14 protein-coding genes and 1 pseudogene are annotated in these 16,756 nt (G+C 67.5%); 3 read left to right on the plus strand and 12 right to left on the minus strand.

Features of this window, described 5'->3' with window-relative positions; translation table 11 throughout:
* Positions 1-3: 3 nt before the first annotated feature.
* The 10 genes from OA56_RS00680 to OA56_RS00725 form a co-directional block, all read right to left on the minus strand.
* Positions 4-201, minus strand: a complete 198-nt coding sequence (locus OA56_RS00680) for a DUF1289 domain-containing protein (protein ID WP_461583144.1) — start codon at positions 199-201, stop codon at positions 4-6.
* The gene (locus OA56_RS00685; RefSeq protein ID WP_461583176.1) at positions 198-1,121 is read right to left on the minus strand and encodes a hydroxymethylglutaryl-CoA lyase; all 924 of its coding nucleotides are present in this window, start codon (positions 1,119-1,121) and stop codon (positions 198-200) included. The genes OA56_RS00680 and OA56_RS00685 overlap by 4 nt, the downstream gene beginning before the upstream one ends.
* Positions 1,121-3,151 carry an acetyl/propionyl/methylcrotonyl-CoA carboxylase subunit alpha gene (locus OA56_RS00690; RefSeq protein ID WP_461583145.1) on the minus strand — a complete coding sequence of 677 codons (2,031 nt, stop codon included), beginning with the start codon at positions 3,149-3,151 and terminating at the stop codon, positions 1,121-1,123. Before OA56_RS00690 ends, OA56_RS00685 begins: the two co-directional genes overlap by 1 nt.
* A 10-nt stretch (positions 3,152-3,161) precedes the next feature.
* Positions 3,162-3,950 (minus strand): enoyl-CoA hydratase/isomerase family protein, encoded by a 789-nt coding sequence (locus tag OA56_RS00695; protein WP_461583146.1) that lies wholly within the window; start codon positions 3,948-3,950, stop codon positions 3,162-3,164.
* 23 nt (positions 3,951-3,973) lie between these two features.
* A complete protein-coding gene (locus OA56_RS00700; RefSeq protein WP_461583147.1) occupies positions 3,974-5,581 on the minus strand; it encodes a carboxyl transferase domain-containing protein in 1,608 nt (535 codons plus the stop codon).
* A 24-nt stretch (positions 5,582-5,605) separates the two neighbouring features.
* Positions 5,606-6,739 (minus strand): acyl-CoA dehydrogenase family protein, encoded by a 1,134-nt coding sequence (locus OA56_RS00705; protein ID WP_461583148.1) that lies wholly within the window; start codon positions 6,737-6,739, stop codon positions 5,606-5,608.
* Positions 6,740-6,770: 31 nt separating this feature from the next.
* Complete coding sequence (locus OA56_RS00710) at positions 6,771-7,679, minus strand: DMT family transporter (protein WP_082438367.1); 909 nt, start codon at positions 7,677-7,679, stop codon at positions 6,771-6,773.
* Positions 7,670-8,884: an acetyl-CoA C-acyltransferase gene (locus OA56_RS00715; RefSeq protein WP_461583149.1), complete on the minus strand. Its 1,215-nt coding sequence runs from the start codon at positions 8,882-8,884 to the stop codon at positions 7,670-7,672. Before OA56_RS00715 ends, OA56_RS00710 begins: the two co-directional genes overlap by 10 nt.
* Before the next feature lie 26 nt (positions 8,885-8,910).
* Positions 8,911-10,083, minus strand: coding sequence for an isovaleryl-CoA dehydrogenase (locus tag OA56_RS00720; RefSeq protein WP_461583150.1), 1,173 nt, complete (start codon positions 10,081-10,083; stop codon positions 8,911-8,913).
* A gap of 69 nt (positions 10,084-10,152) precedes the next feature.
* Positions 10,153-10,596: a MerR family transcriptional regulator gene (locus OA56_RS00725; protein WP_461583151.1), complete on the minus strand. Its 444-nt coding sequence runs from the start codon at positions 10,594-10,596 to the stop codon at positions 10,153-10,155.
* A 60-nt stretch (positions 10,597-10,656) separates the two neighbouring features.
* Here OA56_RS00725 and OA56_RS00730 point away from each other — a divergent pair, with 60 nt between their 5' ends.
* The 3 genes and pseudogenes from OA56_RS00730 (at position 10,657) to OA56_RS00740 (ending at position 14,012) form a co-directional block, all read left to right on the plus strand.
* Positions 10,657-11,685, plus strand: coding sequence for an MBL fold metallo-hydrolase (locus OA56_RS00730; protein ID WP_461583152.1), 1,029 nt, complete (start codon positions 10,657-10,659; stop codon positions 11,683-11,685).
* Positions 11,686-11,712: 27 nt separating this feature from the next.
* Positions 11,713-13,545: pseudogene (gene phaC / locus OA56_RS00735) on the plus strand (class I poly(R)-hydroxyalkanoic acid synthase).
* 41 nt (positions 13,546-13,586) lie between these two features.
* A complete protein-coding gene (locus OA56_RS00740) occupies positions 13,587-14,012 on the plus strand; it encodes a PIN domain-containing protein (protein ID WP_461583153.1) in 426 nt (141 codons plus the stop codon).
* A 32-nt stretch (positions 14,013-14,044) separates the two neighbouring features.
* On the opposite strand, the gene OA56_RS00745 is transcribed toward OA56_RS00740, so the two are convergent.
* Together OA56_RS00745 and galE are read right to left on the minus strand one after the other, a co-directional pair.
* Entirely contained in the window at positions 14,045-15,607 is a 1,563-nt protein-coding gene (locus OA56_RS00745) for an acetyl-CoA hydrolase/transferase family protein (protein WP_461583154.1), read from the minus strand.
* 91 nt (positions 15,608-15,698) lie between these two features.
* Positions 15,699-16,724, minus strand: a complete 1,026-nt coding sequence (gene galE, locus OA56_RS00750) for a UDP-glucose 4-epimerase GalE (protein ID WP_461583155.1) — start codon at positions 16,722-16,724, stop codon at positions 15,699-15,701.
* Positions 16,725-16,756 lie beyond the last annotated feature (32 nt).

Raw genomic sequence — 16,756 nt, forward strand, 5'->3', positions numbered from 1 at the left:
CGCTCAGGAGCTTCCGTTCCGGTCCGTCTCGGCGCATTCTGCCCGCCGCCGCGCCACCGCCGCGAGGATGCGGCGGCGCTCGGCCTCGTCCGCGTCGCGCCAGCGGGCGATTTCCTCGCGCGTGCGCAGGCAGCCGACACACCAGCCGGCCCGCTCGTCGAGCCGGCACACGCCGATGCAGGGCGAGGCCACGACCGTCATGGCTGCGGCACTGCGCACGATCCGCCCAGCGCACGGGCCACGCGCGAGGCCGGTTCGCGCCCGAGCAGCCCGCTCACCCACCAGGCGGTCTCGGTGAGCGCTTTCAGATCCACGCCCGTCTCCACGCCCAGTCCGTGGAAGAGATAGACCAGCTCCTCGGTGGCGACGTTGCCCGAGGCCCCCTTGGCGTAGGGACAGCCGCCCAGGCCGGCGACGGAGGCGTCGAACGTGGCCACGCCGAAGCGCCAGGCGGCGTAGACGTTCGCCACCGCCATGCCGTAGGTGTCGTGGAAATGTCCGGCGAGCCGTTCCAGCGGCACGCGCCGCGCCACCGCCTCGAGCATGGCGACCACCTGCTGCGGCGTCCCCACACCAATGGTGTCGCCCAGCGAGATCTCCTCACAACCCATCTCGAAGAGGGCGGCGGCGACCTCCGCGACCTTCTCCGGCGCCACCGGCCCTTCGTAGGGACAGCCCACCACGCAGGAGACGTAGCCGCGCACCCGCACCCCGGCGGCGCGCGCCTGTGCCACCACCGGTCGGAAACGCTCCAGCGCTTCGGCAATGCCGCAGTTGATGTTCTTGCGGCTGAAGGTCTCGGAAGCGGCGCCGAAGACGGCGATCTCGTCGACGCCGGCCGCGAGCGCCGCTTCCAGCCCCTTGAGATTGGGCACGAGCACCGGATGACGCACGCCGGGGCGGCGACGCCCGCGCAGGGCACGCATCACTTCGGCATGATCGGCCATCTGCGGCACCCATTGGGGCGAGACGAAGGCGGTGGCCTCGATCACCTTCAGGCCGCAGGCGGCGAGCCGCTCGATCAGCGCCAGCTTGTGCTCGAGGGCGATCGGCGTCTTCTCGTTCTGCAGCCCGTCGCGCGGCCCGACTTCGACGAGCGTGACCTTGGCGGGGCCTTCCATCACGCTTCCTCCTTGACCGGTTCGAAGTCGACCAGCTCGGCCCCATCGGGCACCTGTTCGCCCACGGCGAAGCGCACCGCCTTGACGGTGCCGTCGGTCGGCGCGACGATGGCGTGCTCCATTTTCATGGCTTCGAGCACCACCAGCGTCTGTCCGCGTGCGACCTTCGCGCCCGGCTCGACTTTCACCGCGATCACGCGCCCCGGCATGGGAGCGGTGAGCCCTGCCGCATCCACCCCGGTGCCAGCGCCTTCCGTTCCTTCCTGACCACAGAGGTCGAACACCCAGGCGCGGCCGTCGAGGAAGACGTGCCGCCGGCTGCCGGCGGTCACCGCCGTGACCGTGGTGCGCCGGCCGTCGAGCTCGAGCCTCAGGCTGTCCTCGCCCAGCATCGCGCCCCAGGCGGTAGCGCTTGCCACGGATTCGCCTTTCTCGTCGAAGAGCTGCAGCTGCAGCTTCTCACCCAGGCAACGGGCCTGCACGCGGCGCGTCGTCTCGCCGGCGCGCCACTGCCAGCGCCGCAGCGCCGGCGCGTTCACGCGCCAGCCGTCCACGGCGTGCCAGGGCGACGTGGGGTCGGGTGCGCGGCGGGCGGCTTCCTGCATGCGGCGCGCCTCGGCCAGGCGTTCCGCGCTGGAGACGGCGAACCATGCCGCCGGCGGCGGTTCTTCGGCCCCCCCGAAGAGGAAGGCCGATTCGCGCTCGATGAGACCGGTGTCGAGATCCGCTTGGCGAAAGGCCGGAGAGTCGACCAGTTTTCCCAGGAATTCGACGTTGTTCGCCACGCCGACGATGCGATACTGCGCCAGCGCCTGCCGCATGCGCGTGAGCGCCTGTGCCCGGTTCTCGCCCCAGACGATGAGCTTGGCGATCATCGGATCGTAATGGGGCGTGATCTCGTCGCCCTGCTCCACGCCGGTATCCACCCGCACCCACACGCTCTCGGGCGGCGGCTGCAGGTGCACGAGCCGCCCCACCGAGGGCAGAAAGCCTTTGGCCGGATCCTCGGCATAGATGCGCGCCTCGATGGCGTGCCCTTCAAGCGGAATCTGGTCCTGGGCAAGCGGCAGCGGTTCGCCGGCGGCCACGCGCAGCTGCCATTCGACCAGGTCGAGCCCGGTGATCATCTCGGTGACCGGATGTTCGACCTGCAGCCGCGTGTTCATCTCCATGAAGTAAAAGGCACCGGAGGGCTCGACGATGAATTCGATCGTGCCCGCGCCGACGTAGCCCACCGCCTTGGCCGCCGCCACCGCCGCCTCGCCCATGGCGGCGCGCCGCTCCGGCGTCATGCCGGGGGCCGGGGCCTCTTCCAGCACTTTCTGGTGGCGGCGCTGCACCGAGCAATCGCGCTCGTAGAGGTGGATCACCTGGCCGTGGGCATCGCCGAAGACCTGCATCTCGATGTGCCGCGGCCGCAGGATGTACTTCTCGATCAGCACCCGGTCGTCGCCGAAGCTCGAACGCGCCTCGCGCCGGCAGGATTCGAGCGCCTCGGCGAAGTCCTCCGGCCGGTCGACGCGCCGCATCCCCTTGCCCCCGCCGCCGGCACTCGCCTTGATGAGCACCGGAAAGCCGATGCGCATGGCCTGCTCGAAGAGGTAGGCCGGCCCCTGCTCCTCGCCGTGATAGCCGGGGGTGAGCGGCACGCCGGCAGCCTCCATCAGGCGCTTGGCCTCGGCCTTGGAGCCCATCTTGCGGATCGCCTCCACCGGCGGGCCGATGAAGACGATGCCAGCATCGAGGCAGGCCTGGGCAAACGCCTCGTTCTCCGACAAGAAACCATAGCCGGGGTGAATGGCCTGGGCGCCGGTACGCCGCGCCGCCTCCAGGATGCGCTCGATGTCGAGGTAGGATTCGCGCGCCGGCGGCGGGCCGATCCACACGGCCTCGTCGGCGAGCCGCACGTGGCGGGCGTTGCGATCGGCGTCGGAATAGACCGCCACCGTGGCGATGCCGAGCCGCCGCGCTGTGGCGATCACGCGGCAGGCGATCTCGCCGCGGTTGGCGATCAAAATCTTTTGGAACATTGCTCCCTCCTCAAGGACGCGGCACCCAGGCAGCAGGACGTTTTTCCAGGAAAGCGCTCAGCCCTTCGCGCGCCTCGTCGGTGGCACGCAAACGGGCGATGCGTTGCGCCGTGTCTTCGAGCACCTCGGGCGTGAGCGGACGGTCGGCCACCGCGTCGATGAGCTCCTTGGCCGCCGCCTGTGCCTTGGGCCCGCCGCTGAGCAGCGCCTGCACCACCTCGTCGATCTTGGCATCCAGCGCTTCTTCCTCCACCACCTCGTGCGCCAGGCCCAGGGCAAAGGCCCGGGTAGCGTCGATGCGCTCGGCGCTCTGGAAATAGCGCTTCGCCTGACGCACGCCGATCGCCCGGATCACGTAGGGGCTGATCGCCGAAGGAATGATGCCGAAGCGCACCTCGGAAGTGGCGAACACCGCCCGCTGCGAAGCGATGCAGAGGTCGCAGGCGCACGCCAGCCCCATGCCGCCGCCCAGCGCCGCACCGTGCACCCGCGCGATGGTCGGCTTGCCCATATGCGCGATCTGCCACAGCATGCGCGCGAGCCGCCGCGCGTCTTCGAGGTTTTCCTCGAAGGAAGCCGCACCAGCCGCTTTCATCCAGTTGAGATCGGCCCCGGCGGAAAAGCTCTTGCCGCGCCCGGCGAGCACGACCACGCGCACCTGCGCGTCGGCATCGAGCCGCGTGAAGGCGGCCGTGAGCTCCTCGATCACCTTGGCGTTGAAGGCGTTGTGCACCTCCGGGCGATTGAGCCATACCGTGGCCACCGGCCCCCTCGTCTCGATCACCAGCGTCTCGTACATTCCTCTCCTCCTCGATTTTTCCGTTACATGCGGAACAGGCCGAAGCGCGTCTCGGCGATGGGAGCGTTGAGCGCCGCCGACAGGCTCAGCCCCAGCACGCGCCGCGTCTGCGCCGGATCGATCACGCCGTCGTCCCACAGACGTGCCGTGGCGTAATAGGGGTGCCCCTGGCGCTCGTACTGCTCGCGGATCGGCGCCTTGAAGGCTTCTTCTTCCTCGCGCGACCAGGTTCCGCCCTTGGCTTCGATCGCGTCGCGTCGCACGGTGGCCAGCACGCTCGCGGCCTGCTCGCCGCCCATCACGGAAATGCGGCTGTTGGGCCAGGTCCACAAAAAGCGCGGCGAATAGGCCCGGCCGCACATGCCGTAGTTGCCGGCGCCGAACGACCCGCCGATGATGACGGTGAATTTGGGCACCTGGGCGGTGGCCACGGCCGTGACCATCTTCGCCCCGTCCTTGGCGATGCCGGAATTCTCGTACTTCTTGCCCACCATGAAGCCGGTGATGTTCTGCAGAAAAAGAAGCGGAATGCCGCGCTGGGCGCACAGCTCGATGAAGTGCGCCCCTTTCTGCGCCGATTCGCCGAAGAGGATGCCGTTGTTGGCCACGATCCCCAGGGGAAACCCGTAGAGTTCGGCAAAACCGGTCACCAGGGTGGTGCCGTAGCGCGCCTTGAACTCGTCGAAGCGCGACCCGTCGACCAGCCGCGCGATCACCTCGCGCACGTCGTAGGGCTTGCGCGTATCCTGCGGCACCACGCCGTAGAGCTCCTGCGGATCGTAGGCCGGCTCCTCGGCCTCGCGCCACGACAGATCCACGGGCTTGCGCGCGTTGAGGTGCGCCACGATGCGCCGCGCCAGATAGAGCGCGTGCGCGTCGTTTTCGGCGAGGTGGTCGGCCACACCGGAGATGCGCGTGTGCACGTCGCCCCCGCCGAGCTCCTCGGCCGTGACGATTTCGCCCGTGGCCGCCTTCACGAGCGGCGGCCCGCCCAGGAAGATGGTGCCCTGGTTGCGCACGATGATGGTCTCGTCGGACATCGCCGGCACGTAGGCCCCGCCCGCCGTGCACGAGCCCATCACCACCGAGATCTGCGGGATGCCCTGCGCCGACATGTTGGCCTGGTTGTAGAAGATGCGCCCGAAGTGGTCGCGGTCGGGGAAGACCTCGTCTTGCAGCGGCAGGTAGGCGCCGCCCGAGTCGACCAGGTAGATGCACGGCAGGCGATTCTGCTGCGCGATCTCCTGCGCCCGCAGGTGTTTCTTCACCGTGATCGGGTAGTAGGTGCCGCCCTTGACGGTGGCGTCGTTGGCCACGATCATGCACTCCACGCCCTGCACCCGCCCGATGCCGGCCACGATGCCGGCCCCCGGGGCTTCGTCGTCGTACATCCCCCAGGCGGCCAGCTGCCCGATCTCCAAAAAGGGTGAGCCCGGGTCGAGCAGGCGCTCGACGCGCTCGCGCGGCAGCAGCTTGCCGCGAGCAGTGTGTCGCCGCCGTGCCTCTTCCCCTCCACCTTGCTGCACGCGGGCCACTTTCTCTTCCAGATCCGCAACCAGCCCACGCATCCATTGCGCATTGGCGGCGAACTCCGCGCCGCGCGGATCCACCTTCGATACGATACGGCTCATCCCCTCCTCCTTTGCATCATTCTTTCAGCCCGCCAGGCCGCGGGCGATCACCAGGCGCTGGATCTCGCTCGTGCCCTCGTAGATCTGGCACACGCGCACGTCGCGGTAGATGCGCTCCACCGGAAAATCGCTCACATAGCCGTAGCCGCCGTGGATCTGGATCGCCGCCGAGCACACCCATTCGGCCATTTCCGAGGCAAAAAGCTTGGCCATCGAGGCTTCCTGCAGGCAGGGACGGCCGGCATCCTTGAGGCTCGCAGCGTGCCACACCAGCTGACGCGCCGCCTCGATCTTGGTGGCCATGTCGGCGAGCTTGAACTGCACCGCCTGGTGCTCGAAAATCGGCTTGCCGAAAGCCTCGCGCTCATGCGCGTAGCGCAGCGCCGCCTCGAACGCCGCGCGCGCCATGCCCACGCTCTGGGCGGCGATGCCGATGCGTCCGGCCTCGAGCTGCGACAAGGCGATTTTGTAGCCCTCACCCTCGGCACCCACCAGGGCATCGAGCGGCACGCGGCAGCGCTCGAAGGTGATCTGCGCCGTGTCGCTCGCGCGCTGCCCCATCTTCTCCTCGAGGCGCGTGACGAGATAGCCCGGCGTGTCGGTGGGCACGAGAAAGCAGGAAATCCCCTTCTTACCGGCGGCCGGATCGGTCACCGCCAGCACCAGCGCCACGTCGGCGTTTTTTCCTGTGGAAATGAACTGCTTGACGCCGTCGATCACCCAGGAGTCGCCCTCGCGCACCGCCACGGTGCGGATCGCCGACGCGTCGGACCCCACATGCGGCTCGGTGAGGCAGAAGCAGCCCAGCGCCTCGCCGCGCGCGAGCCGCGGCAGCCATTCCTGCTTCTGCCGCAGCGAACCGTAGGCGAGCGTGATGCCGCACACCAGCGAATTCTGCACCGACACCACCGTCGAGGTCGCCCCGTCGCCGGCGGCGATCTCTTCGAGCGCCAGCACCAGGCTCAGGTAGTCGAGTCCTGCCCCGCCCCATTCGACGGGCACCGTCACCCCCATCGCCCCGAGCTCGCCCAGTTCGCGCAGCGCCTCGCGGGGAAAGGTGTGCTCGCGGTCCCAGCGCGCCGCATGCGGCGCAAGCTTTTCCTGCGCGAAGGCGCGCATGGTGTCGCGGATCAGTTCGTGTTCCGAATCGAGGATCATCCCCCCCTCCTTCATCGTTCGTCGTTTTCGTTCAGCGCCGCGTCGTCGTCAGCCACACCCCGGCGAGCACGGCCGCGCCGCCCAGGGCCACCGAGGGTGGAAACGCCTCGCCCAAGGCGAGCGCCGCCATCAGCACCGCCGCCAGCGGCACCAAGTTGATGAACATCGCCGCGCGCGCTGCCCCCAGCACCCGCACCGCGTCGGTGTACCACGTAAAACCGATCGCCGTGCCGAAGACGCCGAGAAAAGCCACCGCCGCCCACACCGACGGGCTCCACTGCGCCCAGTCGATGCCGCCGGTGGCAAGCGCCGCCGCCCACAGCAGCACCGCCCCCAGGACGCAGGACCAGAAAGTGGCCGCGAGCGCCGAGACGAGGCGCGTGGCGCGTTTGCCCACGAAGGTATAGGCCGTCCAGCAGACGACGCAGCCCAGCAACAGCACCTCGCCCGGCCCGATGCGGCCGGCGAGCGGCGCGAGCGGATCGCCGTTGCCGATCACCGTGAGACAGCCGACGAAGGCGAGCACTGCCCCGAGCACCGCCAGCGGCTTTGCGCGCTCGCCGCCAAGCCACCACGCCAGCACCGCCACCGCCACCGGATTCAAGGCCACCACCAGCGCCCCGCGTCCGGCGCCGACGTGCTTCAAGCCGTAGAAGAAACACAGGTTGTAGAAGAAGACCCCCGTGAGCGCCAGGCCCACGATCGAGCGCCAGGCTCGCTGCCACGAGTCCGCGCCCATCGGCTCTCCCTTGGCGAGCATCACGGCGCCGAGCACGAGCGCGGCCAGCGTGAAACGCGCCGCCGCCGCGGCAATGGGCGTGGTCACCGCCTGCGCCACCACCCGGCCGGCCACCCAGGTCCCACCCCAGCTCAACATCGCCGCGACGAGTTTCACATAGACCGACAGGGTCGCCTCGCCGGCGACGGGGCTCAGCCGCAAGCCACGCTCCCTTCGAGCTCGATCGCCATCGCCGTGGCTTCGCCCCCGCCAATGCACAGGCTGGCCACCCCGCGCCGCCCGCCGGTACGCCGCAGCGCCCCGATGAGGGTGACGAGGATGCGCGCGCCGGATGCCCCGATCGGATGCCCCAGGGCGCAGGCACCACCGTGGATATTGACCTTCTCGTGCGGCAGGTTCAGCTCCTTCATCGCGATCATGGTCACCACGGCGAAGGCCTCGTTGATCTCGAAGCAATCCACCGAAGCGGCATCCCAGCCCGTCTTCGCGAAGAGGCGCTTCATCGCCCCCACCGGGGCGGTGGTGAACCATGCCGGCTCGTGGGCAAACGTGCTGTGCCCGACGATGCGCGCGATCGGCCTGCAGCCCAGGCGCTCGGCCTCGGCCCGGGTGGTGAGCACCAGCGCCGCCGCCCCGTCGGAGATGGACGAGGAATTGGCCGCGGTGACGGTACCGCCCTCGCGAAACGCGGGTTTCAGCGAAGGGATCTTGTCGAGCTTCGCCTTGAGCGGCTGCTCGTCGATCTCCACCACGCGCTCCCCGCCGCGTCCGGCGATTTTCACCGGCACGATCTCCCAGGAAAACGCCCCTTCCTTGATCGCGCGCTGGGCGCGTTCGGTCGAGGCGATGGCGTAGGCATCCTGCTGCTCGCGGGTAAACCCGTAGTGCTGCGCCGCGTCCTCGGCAAACGTGCCCATCAGCCGCCCTTTCTGGTAGGCGTCTTCCAAGCCATCGTAGAACATGTGATCCAGCAGCTGGCCGTGCCCCAGGCGCAGGCCGGTGCGCCCCTTGGGCAGCAGGTAGGGGGCATTCGACATCGACTCCATGCCACCGGCCACCGCCAGCGCCACGGAGCCGGCCTTGAGCGCGTCGTGCGCGAGCATCACCGTCTTCATGCCGGAGCCGCACACCTTGTGCACGGTGGTGCAGGCGACCGAAGTCGGCAGCCCCGCGCCCAGCGCCGCCTGCCGCGCCGGCGCCTGGCCTTCGCCAGCCTGCAGCACGTTGCCCATCAGCACCTCTTCGATCGATTCCTTGGGCAGCCCGGCGCGGCCGATCGCCGCTTCGATCGCCGCCGCGCCCAGGCGCGGGGCCGGCACTTCGGCCAGATCCCCGAGAAAACCGCCCATCGGCGTGCGTGCCACGCCGACGATCACCACGTCGTCGGCCCGCTTGTCCTGCGTCATCGTGTTTCTCCTCGTATCGTCAATAATCAGGCCGTCTCGTCGAAGAGCTCGCGCCCGATGAGCATGCGGCGGATCTCGGACGTGCCCGCGCCGATCTCATAGAGCTTGGCGTCGCGCCACAGCCGCCCGGTAGGATAGTCGTTGATGTAGCCGTTGCCGCCCAGCGCCTGGATCGCCTCGCCCGCCATCCAGGTAGCCTTCTCCGCTGCGTAGAGGATGACGCCGGCGCAGTCCTTGCGCAGCTTGCGGCTGTGCTCGCTGCGATCGAGCGCCTGCCCCACCGCATAGACGTAGGCGCGGCAGGCCTGCCAGGTGGTATACATGTCGGCGAGTTTGCCCTCCATGAGCTGGAATCGGCCGATCGGCTGGTTGAACTGGCGCCGCTCGTGCACATAGGGCAGCACCACGTCCATGCACGCGGCCATGATTCCCAGCGGTCCGCCGGCGAGCACGGCACGCTCGTAGTCGAGCCCGCTCATGAGCACTTTCACCCCCTCGTTGACCTTGCCGAGCACGTTCTCTTCGGGCACCTCACAATTCTCGAAAAAGAGCGGATAGGTGTTCGAGCCGCGCATGCCGAGCTTGTCGAGCTTGTTGCCGGCGGTAAAGCCCTTCATCCCCTTCTCGACGATGAAAGCCGTGATGCCGCGAGGGCCCGCCGCCGGATCGGTCTTGGCATAGACCACCAGCACGTCGGCGTCCCCGCCGTTGGTGATCCACATCTTGCTGCCGTTGAGCACGTAGCGATCGCCCTTTTTCTCGGCGCGCAGTTTCATGCTCACCACGTCGGAACCGGCCTCGGGCTCGCTCATCGCCAGCGCCCCCACCCACTCGCCGGAGACGAGCTTGGGCAGGTATTTACGCTTTTGCGCCTCGGTGCCGTTGCGGTGGATCTGGTTGACGCACAGGTTCGAATGCGCCCCGTAGGAAAGCCCCACCGCGGCGCTCGCACGCGAGATTTCCTCCACGGCGATGATGTGCGCCAGATAGCCCATGGCGCTGCCACCGTACTCTTCGGCCACCGTCATGCCGTGCAGGCCGAGTTCTCCCAGTTTGCGCCACAGATCCGGCGGAAAGGCATTCTCCCGGTCGATCTGCGCCGCCCGCGGCGCGATCTCCTGGGCGCAGAACGACTGCAGCGTCTGGCGCAGCAGGTCGTGTGTTTCTCCCAGCCCAAAGTCGAGCCCGACCGTCTCCATGTTTCCTCCTCCTTTGGTGTTGACGTTGACGTTAACGTAAACCAATCCGGCCCGTTTGCAAAGCCCCCCTCAAGAAGCCGCCGCCTCGACGCGCGCCTGCAATTCCTGTCGTGCAGCCTCCGCCCCCTGGGCATCGTGCCCCAGCAGGCTCAGGCACTGGCGCTCGAGCATGCCGATCTCGTCGAGCACTGCCTCGATGTCGCGCCGCTGCTGCTCGAGCGTGCGGCGCCGCTCCTCGAGCACGCTGAGGAAACGGCGCAGTTGCGGCGCCGAATCGTGGCGCCCGTCGTACATGTCGATCAGTTCCTTGATCTGCGCGAGCGACAGCCCCAGACGCTTGCCGCGCAGCGTGAGCTTGAGGCGGGCCCGGTCGGCGCGACCGTAGATACGCATCCTCCCTTCGCGGCGCGGCTGCAGCAGCCCCTGATCTTCGTAGTAGCGGATCGTGCGCGGCGTGATGCCGAATTCCCGCGCCAGATCCGAGATGGTGAAAAAATCCTGTGTCCGGCTCATCCTCGCCTCGTCGTTTTTCCGGTAGACTGGTTTCCGTTGACGTCAACGGAACATTACCACATGCACACCGAACTCAGCTATCCACATCCCGCCACCCCCGAGCTCGGACAGGTGGCCACCGTCGCTCCCGGCGTGCACTGGCTGCGCATGCCTCTGCCGTTCGCGCTCGATCACATCAACCTGTGGCTGATCGACGATGCCGAGAACCAGGTCGCGCTCGTCGACACCGGCTTTGCCTCACCGCAAGTGCAGGCAGCCTGGCGCGAAGCGTTGCGCCTGCGTCTGCCCAGCCGCCTCATCGTCACCCATTTCCACCCCGACCACTTCGGCCTGGCCGACTGGCTCATGCGCGAATGGCGGCTGGAACTGTGGATGAGCCATTCCGAATTCCTCACCGGCCATGCCGTCTGGCACGGCGTCGCCGGTCATTCGGTCGAGGCCATGCTCTCCCTCTTCCGCGCAAACGGCCTCGACGAAGAACGCGCGACGGCCCTGGAAGCGCGCGGCAACGCCTACCGCCGCGGCGCCCCACGTCTGCCCGAGCGCCTCCATCGCCTGCACGATGGCGACGAGCTGGTCATCGGCGGTCGCACCTGGCGGGTGATCACCGGCTGCGGCCATTCGCCCGAGCACGTCGCCCTCTACTGCCCCTCGCAGAAACTGCTCATCTCCGGCGACATGCTGCTGCCCAAGATTTCCACCAACGTCGGCGTTTGGGCCGTCTCGCCCGAAGACGATCCGCTCGCGGACTTCCTGCGCTCGCTCGGGCGGTTCGAAGCCTTGCCGGAAGATACCCTTGTGCTACCATCGCACGGACTGCCGTTCGTCGGCCTGCACGCGCGCATCGCCCAGCTGCGCGCGCACCACGAAGAGCGCCTGGCGGTGCTCGAAGCCGCGCTCGATGCGCCGAAGACGGCGGCCGAGGTGATCCCGACGCTCTTTTCCCGCGCGCTCGACACGCACCAGGTCGTGTTCGCGCTCGGCGAGGCGCTCGCCCACCTCAACCACCTGGTCGCGCTCGGACGCGCCGAGCGGCTGCGCGGCCCCGACGGCCGGCAGCGCTTCGTGCGCACGGGCCCGACCCCCTGAACGAGAACGAGCACCAAGGGAACAAAGATGAGCGAGACCCAGACCCCAGCACAAAAACCGGCCGCCCCGCCGCCGGTCACCCCCGAGTTCCCCAACCCCCAGGAAATGGCGAAGATCTACGCCGAAGTGGCCGAGCGCGCCGCCCGGCTGCTGGGCGAGACCATGCGCAAGCAGCTCAAGGAGGGAATCCATCCGCCGGCCGACGAAGTCGGCATCGCGCAGACCTACATGGAGATGATGGCGCGGCTGCTCGCCAACCCCTACCGTCTCGCCCAGGCGCAGATGAACCTGATGTGGGACTACTTCACCCTGTGGCAGCGCTCCATGCTCAAGCTCATGGGCATGAAGACTCCGCCCGTGGTCGAACCGGAAAAGGGCGACCGCCGCTTCAAGGACCCGGACTGGGAAGAGCACTTCCTCTTCGACTACATCAAGCAGTCCTACCTCATCGCCGCGCGCCGTATCCATGAGGTCGTCAGCGACATCAAGGGCGCGGACGAGCGCACGAAGAAGCGCATCGAATTCTTCACCCGCAACTTCATCGATGCCCTCTCGCCGTCGAATTTCGCCCTCACCAACCCCGAAGTCTTCCGCGAAACCCTGCGCACCCACGGCCAGAACCTCGTCCGGGGGCTGAAAAATCTCCTGCGCGACCTCGAAGAAGGCGGCGGTCAGCTGCGCATCCGCATGACCGACACCAGCGCCTTCGAGCTGGGCAAGAACATCGCCACCACCCCGGGCAAGGTGGTATACTAAACCGAGCTCATGCAGCTCATCCAATACACCCCCACCACCGAGACGGTCTATAAGCGGCCGCTCCTCATCGTCCCTCCGTGGATCAACAAGTACTACATCCTCGACCTGAGGCCGCAGAATTCGCTCGTCAAATGGCTGGTCGACCAAGGGCACACGGTGTTCATCCTCTCCTGGGTGAACCCCGACGAGCGCCTCGCCCAGGCCACCTTTGAAGACTACGTGCAAAAAGGCGTGCTCGCCGCGCTCGACGCCATCGAGGAGCAGACCGGCGAGCGCGTCGTCAATGCCGCCGGCTACTGCCTGGGCGGCACCCTGCTCGCCACTGCTGCCGCCTGCCTGGCAGGCAAACGGCAAAAGCGCCTGGGTTCGACCACCTTCCTCACCACTCTCATCGATTTCTCCGAGCCGGGCGAACTGGGCGTTTTCACCACGCCCGAGACCGTGGCGGCGCTGGAGAAGAAGATGCAGGAGCGCGGCTACCTCGAAGGCTCGGAGATGGCCACCACCTTCAACATGCTGCGCGCCAACGACCTCATCTGGTCCTTCGTGGTGAACAACTACCTGCTCGGCAAGGAACCCTTCCCCTTCGACCTGCTGTACTGGAACTCCGACTCCACCCGCATGCCTGCGGCGATGCACAGCTTCTATCTGCGCAAGATGTACATCGAGAACAAGCTCGTCGAACCGGGCGGAATCGAGATCCTCGGCACGCCGATCGACCTGGGCAAGATCAAGCACCCCTGCTACTTCATCTCCGCGGTCGAGGACCACATCGCCCCGTGGCGCACCACGTACAAGGGTGCCCGCCGGCTCACGGGCGCGCCGGTGCGCTTCGTGCTCGGCGGCTCGGGCCACATCGCCGGCATCGTCAACCCACCCTCGGCGAACAAGTACGGTTACTGGACCAACCCGGTCACGCCGCTGCCCGAGGATCCGGAAGAATGGCTGCGCGGCGCCGAACATCACCCCGGTTCGTGGTGGCCCAACTGGAATGAATGGCTGGCGGCGCAGGACGACACGCGCGTGCCGGCGCGCGACCCGGCCAACGGGAAACTTCCCGTGATCGAGGATGCTCCCGGCTCCTACGTGAAGGTACGCATCTGAACGACGAAACCGCCCCCACCGCCGTCGGCGCGACGGCGGTGGTGCTCGACACCAACGTGGCGCTGGCGCTGTGGTATTTCGCCGACCCGGCGCTTTCGCCGCTCGCCGCGGCGCTCGCCTCCGGCCGCCTCATGCCGGTCGCCACCGCGCCGATGAGCGCCGAATGGGAATGCGTGCTCGCACGTCCCGAATTCGACCCGCTGCGCGCCGCCGCCGCACGAGCCACCTACGCAGCGCTGCGGCGCGAGCTTCCCCTTCCCGAACTGGAAGCCCCGGCACGCTGCCGCGATCCCGACGACCAGAAATTCCTCGTCTGCGCGCTCGCCTACGCGCCCTTGCTGCTTACCCGCGACAAGGCGCTCTTGCGCCTCGCGCGCCACCGCCGCATCGCACCACGGCTTGCCATCCTCCGACCAGAGCAGGCGATGCCGCTTCGAAGCCCCGTTGCGGCAACCGAGCGCTCGTGAAGAAATCGCCGCGGGCGGGGCGGTAGCCTCCCTTACTTGCGCCAGGCGTCGGCCTGCACCAGCGAATCGTCGCGCCAGGCTTCGCGCGCGGCCTTGTTCGCCATCCAGTTGGGCAGGAAGGTGAACGCCTCGTCGAGCAGGTGCGGCGTGTGCTTACCCGGCGAATAGCGCAACGCCCGCTCGAAGTATTCGCGCAGCGCCGGCTTGAAGTTGGGGTGGGCGCAGTTCTCGATGATGGTGCGGGCGCGCTGCTTGGGCGAGAGGCCGCGCAGATCGGCCAAGCCCTGTTCGGTGACGATCACCTGCACGTCGTGTTCCGTGTGATCGACGTGCGAGGCCATGGGCACGATGCAGGAAATGGTGCCGCCCTTGGCGCTCGAAGGCGTCATGAAGATCGAGATGAAGGCGTTGCGCGCGAAGTCGCCCGAGCCGCCGATGCCGTTCATGATCGAGGTACCCATGATGTGGGTCGAGTTGACGTTGCCGTAGATGTCGGCCTCGATCAGACCGTTCATGGCGATGACGCCCAGGCGCCGGATGACTTCGGGATGGTTCGAAATCTCCTGCGGCCGCAGCAGGATCTTGTTTTTGAAGTCTTTCAGGTTGGCGTTGAGCTCGGAGAGCGCGTCCGGGCTGAGGGAGAAGGAAGTGGCCGAGGCACAGGTGAGCTTGCCGCAGCGGATCAGCTCGAGCATGCCGTCTTGCAACACCTCCGTGTAGGCGGTGAGATTCTCGAAGGGGCCGTCGCGCAACCCCGCCATCACGGCGTTCGCCACGTTGCCCACGCCCGATTGCAGCGGCAGGAGGTTTTCCGGCAGCCGCCCTTTTTTCACCTCGTGTTGCAGGAATTCGAGGATGTGGCCGGCGATGCGGCGCGAATTCTCGTCGGGCGGGGAGAAGGGGGTGTTGCGGTCGGGATGGTTGGTTTCCACCACCGCGATCACTTTATCGAGATCGACGCGGTAGTAGGGGATGCCGATGCGGTCGTCCGACTTCAGGATGGGAATGGGCTTGCGGTGCGGCGGCAGCGCCGTGCCATAGTAGATGTCGTGCATGCCCTCGAGCGCGGAATTTTGCCAAGCATTGACCTCGAGGATGATCTTCTCGGCCTGGTCGAGCCAGGTCTTGTTGTTGCCCACCGAGGAGGAAGGGATCAGCAGGCCGTCTTCGGTGACACCCGCCACTTCGACCACGGCGATGTCGAGCTTGCCGAGGAAACCGCCCCAGACGAATTGCGCCACGTGGGAGAGGTGAATGTCGATGTACTCCATCTCGCCGGCATTGATGCGCTTGCGGCAGGTGGGGTCGGACTGGTAAGGCAGGCGCATTTCGATGCCGTCGACCATGGCCAGGGCCCCGTCGAGCTCGGGAGCGGTGGAGGCGCCGGTCCATACGCTGATCTTGAAACGCTGCCCGCGCAGGTTCGCGTCGAGGATGCGCTTGGCCAACGCCGCCGGCACCACTTTGGGGTAGCCGGCACCGGTGAAGCCGCTCATGCCGACGTTCACGCCGGAAGGAATCAGGGCCGCGGCCTCGTCGGCCGACATGATCTTGCCGCGCAGCTGGGCATTGAGGATACGGTCGTTCACGCTCATGATCCAGGAAACAGGAAGGGAGATCGGGTGATTCTACCCCGCAAGTCATGAGTTTTATATAAAACATCAAAGACTTGCCATATGAATCCCTTTATCCTACGGTCTTCGAATAGCCATGAGGATTGGCCTGCTGCCAGCGCCAAGCGTCGCGGCACATCTCTTCGAGCCCGCGCGTGGCGCGCCAGCCGAGGCGTTCGGCCGCCAGGCTCGGATCGGCCCAGCAGGCAGCGACGTCGCCTGGGCGGCGCGGAACGATCTCGTAAGGGATCGCGCGGCCGCTCGCCTGCTCGAAGGCGCGCACGAGTTCGAGCACGCTATGGCCCCCTCCCGTACCGAGGTTCACCGCCAGGCATTGCGGCGGCTCGGCGGCGAGGGTGCGCAGCGCCGCCAAGTGTCCCAGAGCCAGGTCGACCACATGCAGGTAGTCGCGCACCCCCGTGCCGTCGGGCGTGGGGTAGTCGTTGCCGAAGACGCGCAGTTTCGGCAGTCGCCCCACCGCCACCTGGGCCACGTAGGGCATGAGGTTGTTGGGCACGCCGCCCGGGTCCTCGCCGATGCGCCCAGAAGGGTGCGCGCCCACGGGGTTGAAATAGCGCAACAGGGCGATGCGCCAGTCGGGTTGGGCGCAGAAGAGGTCGCGCAGCATCTCTTCGACCACCAGCTTGGTGCGGCCGTACGGGTTGGTGGCGCTCAAGGGGTGATCTTCGGTAAGCGGCAGACGCTGCGGCTCGCCATAGACCGTGGCCGAGGAGCTGAAGACGAGCGTCTTCACGCCGCACGCCTGCATCGCCTCGAGCAGCCTCAGGGTGCCGAGCACGTTGTTGTCGTAATAGGCGAGCGGCTGCGCCACCGATTCGCCCACGGCCTTCAAGCCGGCGAAGTGGATCACCGCCGTGCAGCCGTGCCGCTCGAGTACGCGCACGAGCGTGTCGCGGTCGCGCACGTCGGCCTCGATCACCGTCGGCGCGCGCCCGGCCAGTTCCGCCACGCGCGCGAGCGCCTCAGGGTGGCTGTTGGAAAAATTGTCGAGCGCCACCACCTCGTGGCCCGCCGCCAAGAGTTCCACGCAGGTGTGCGAACCGATATAGCCGGCCGCGCCGGTCACCAGCACCTTCATCCGATCATCCTCAGACAATGCAAAAAAGAAGG

The sequence above is a fragment of the Tepidiphilus sp. HLB4 genome, from assembly GCF_054823945.1.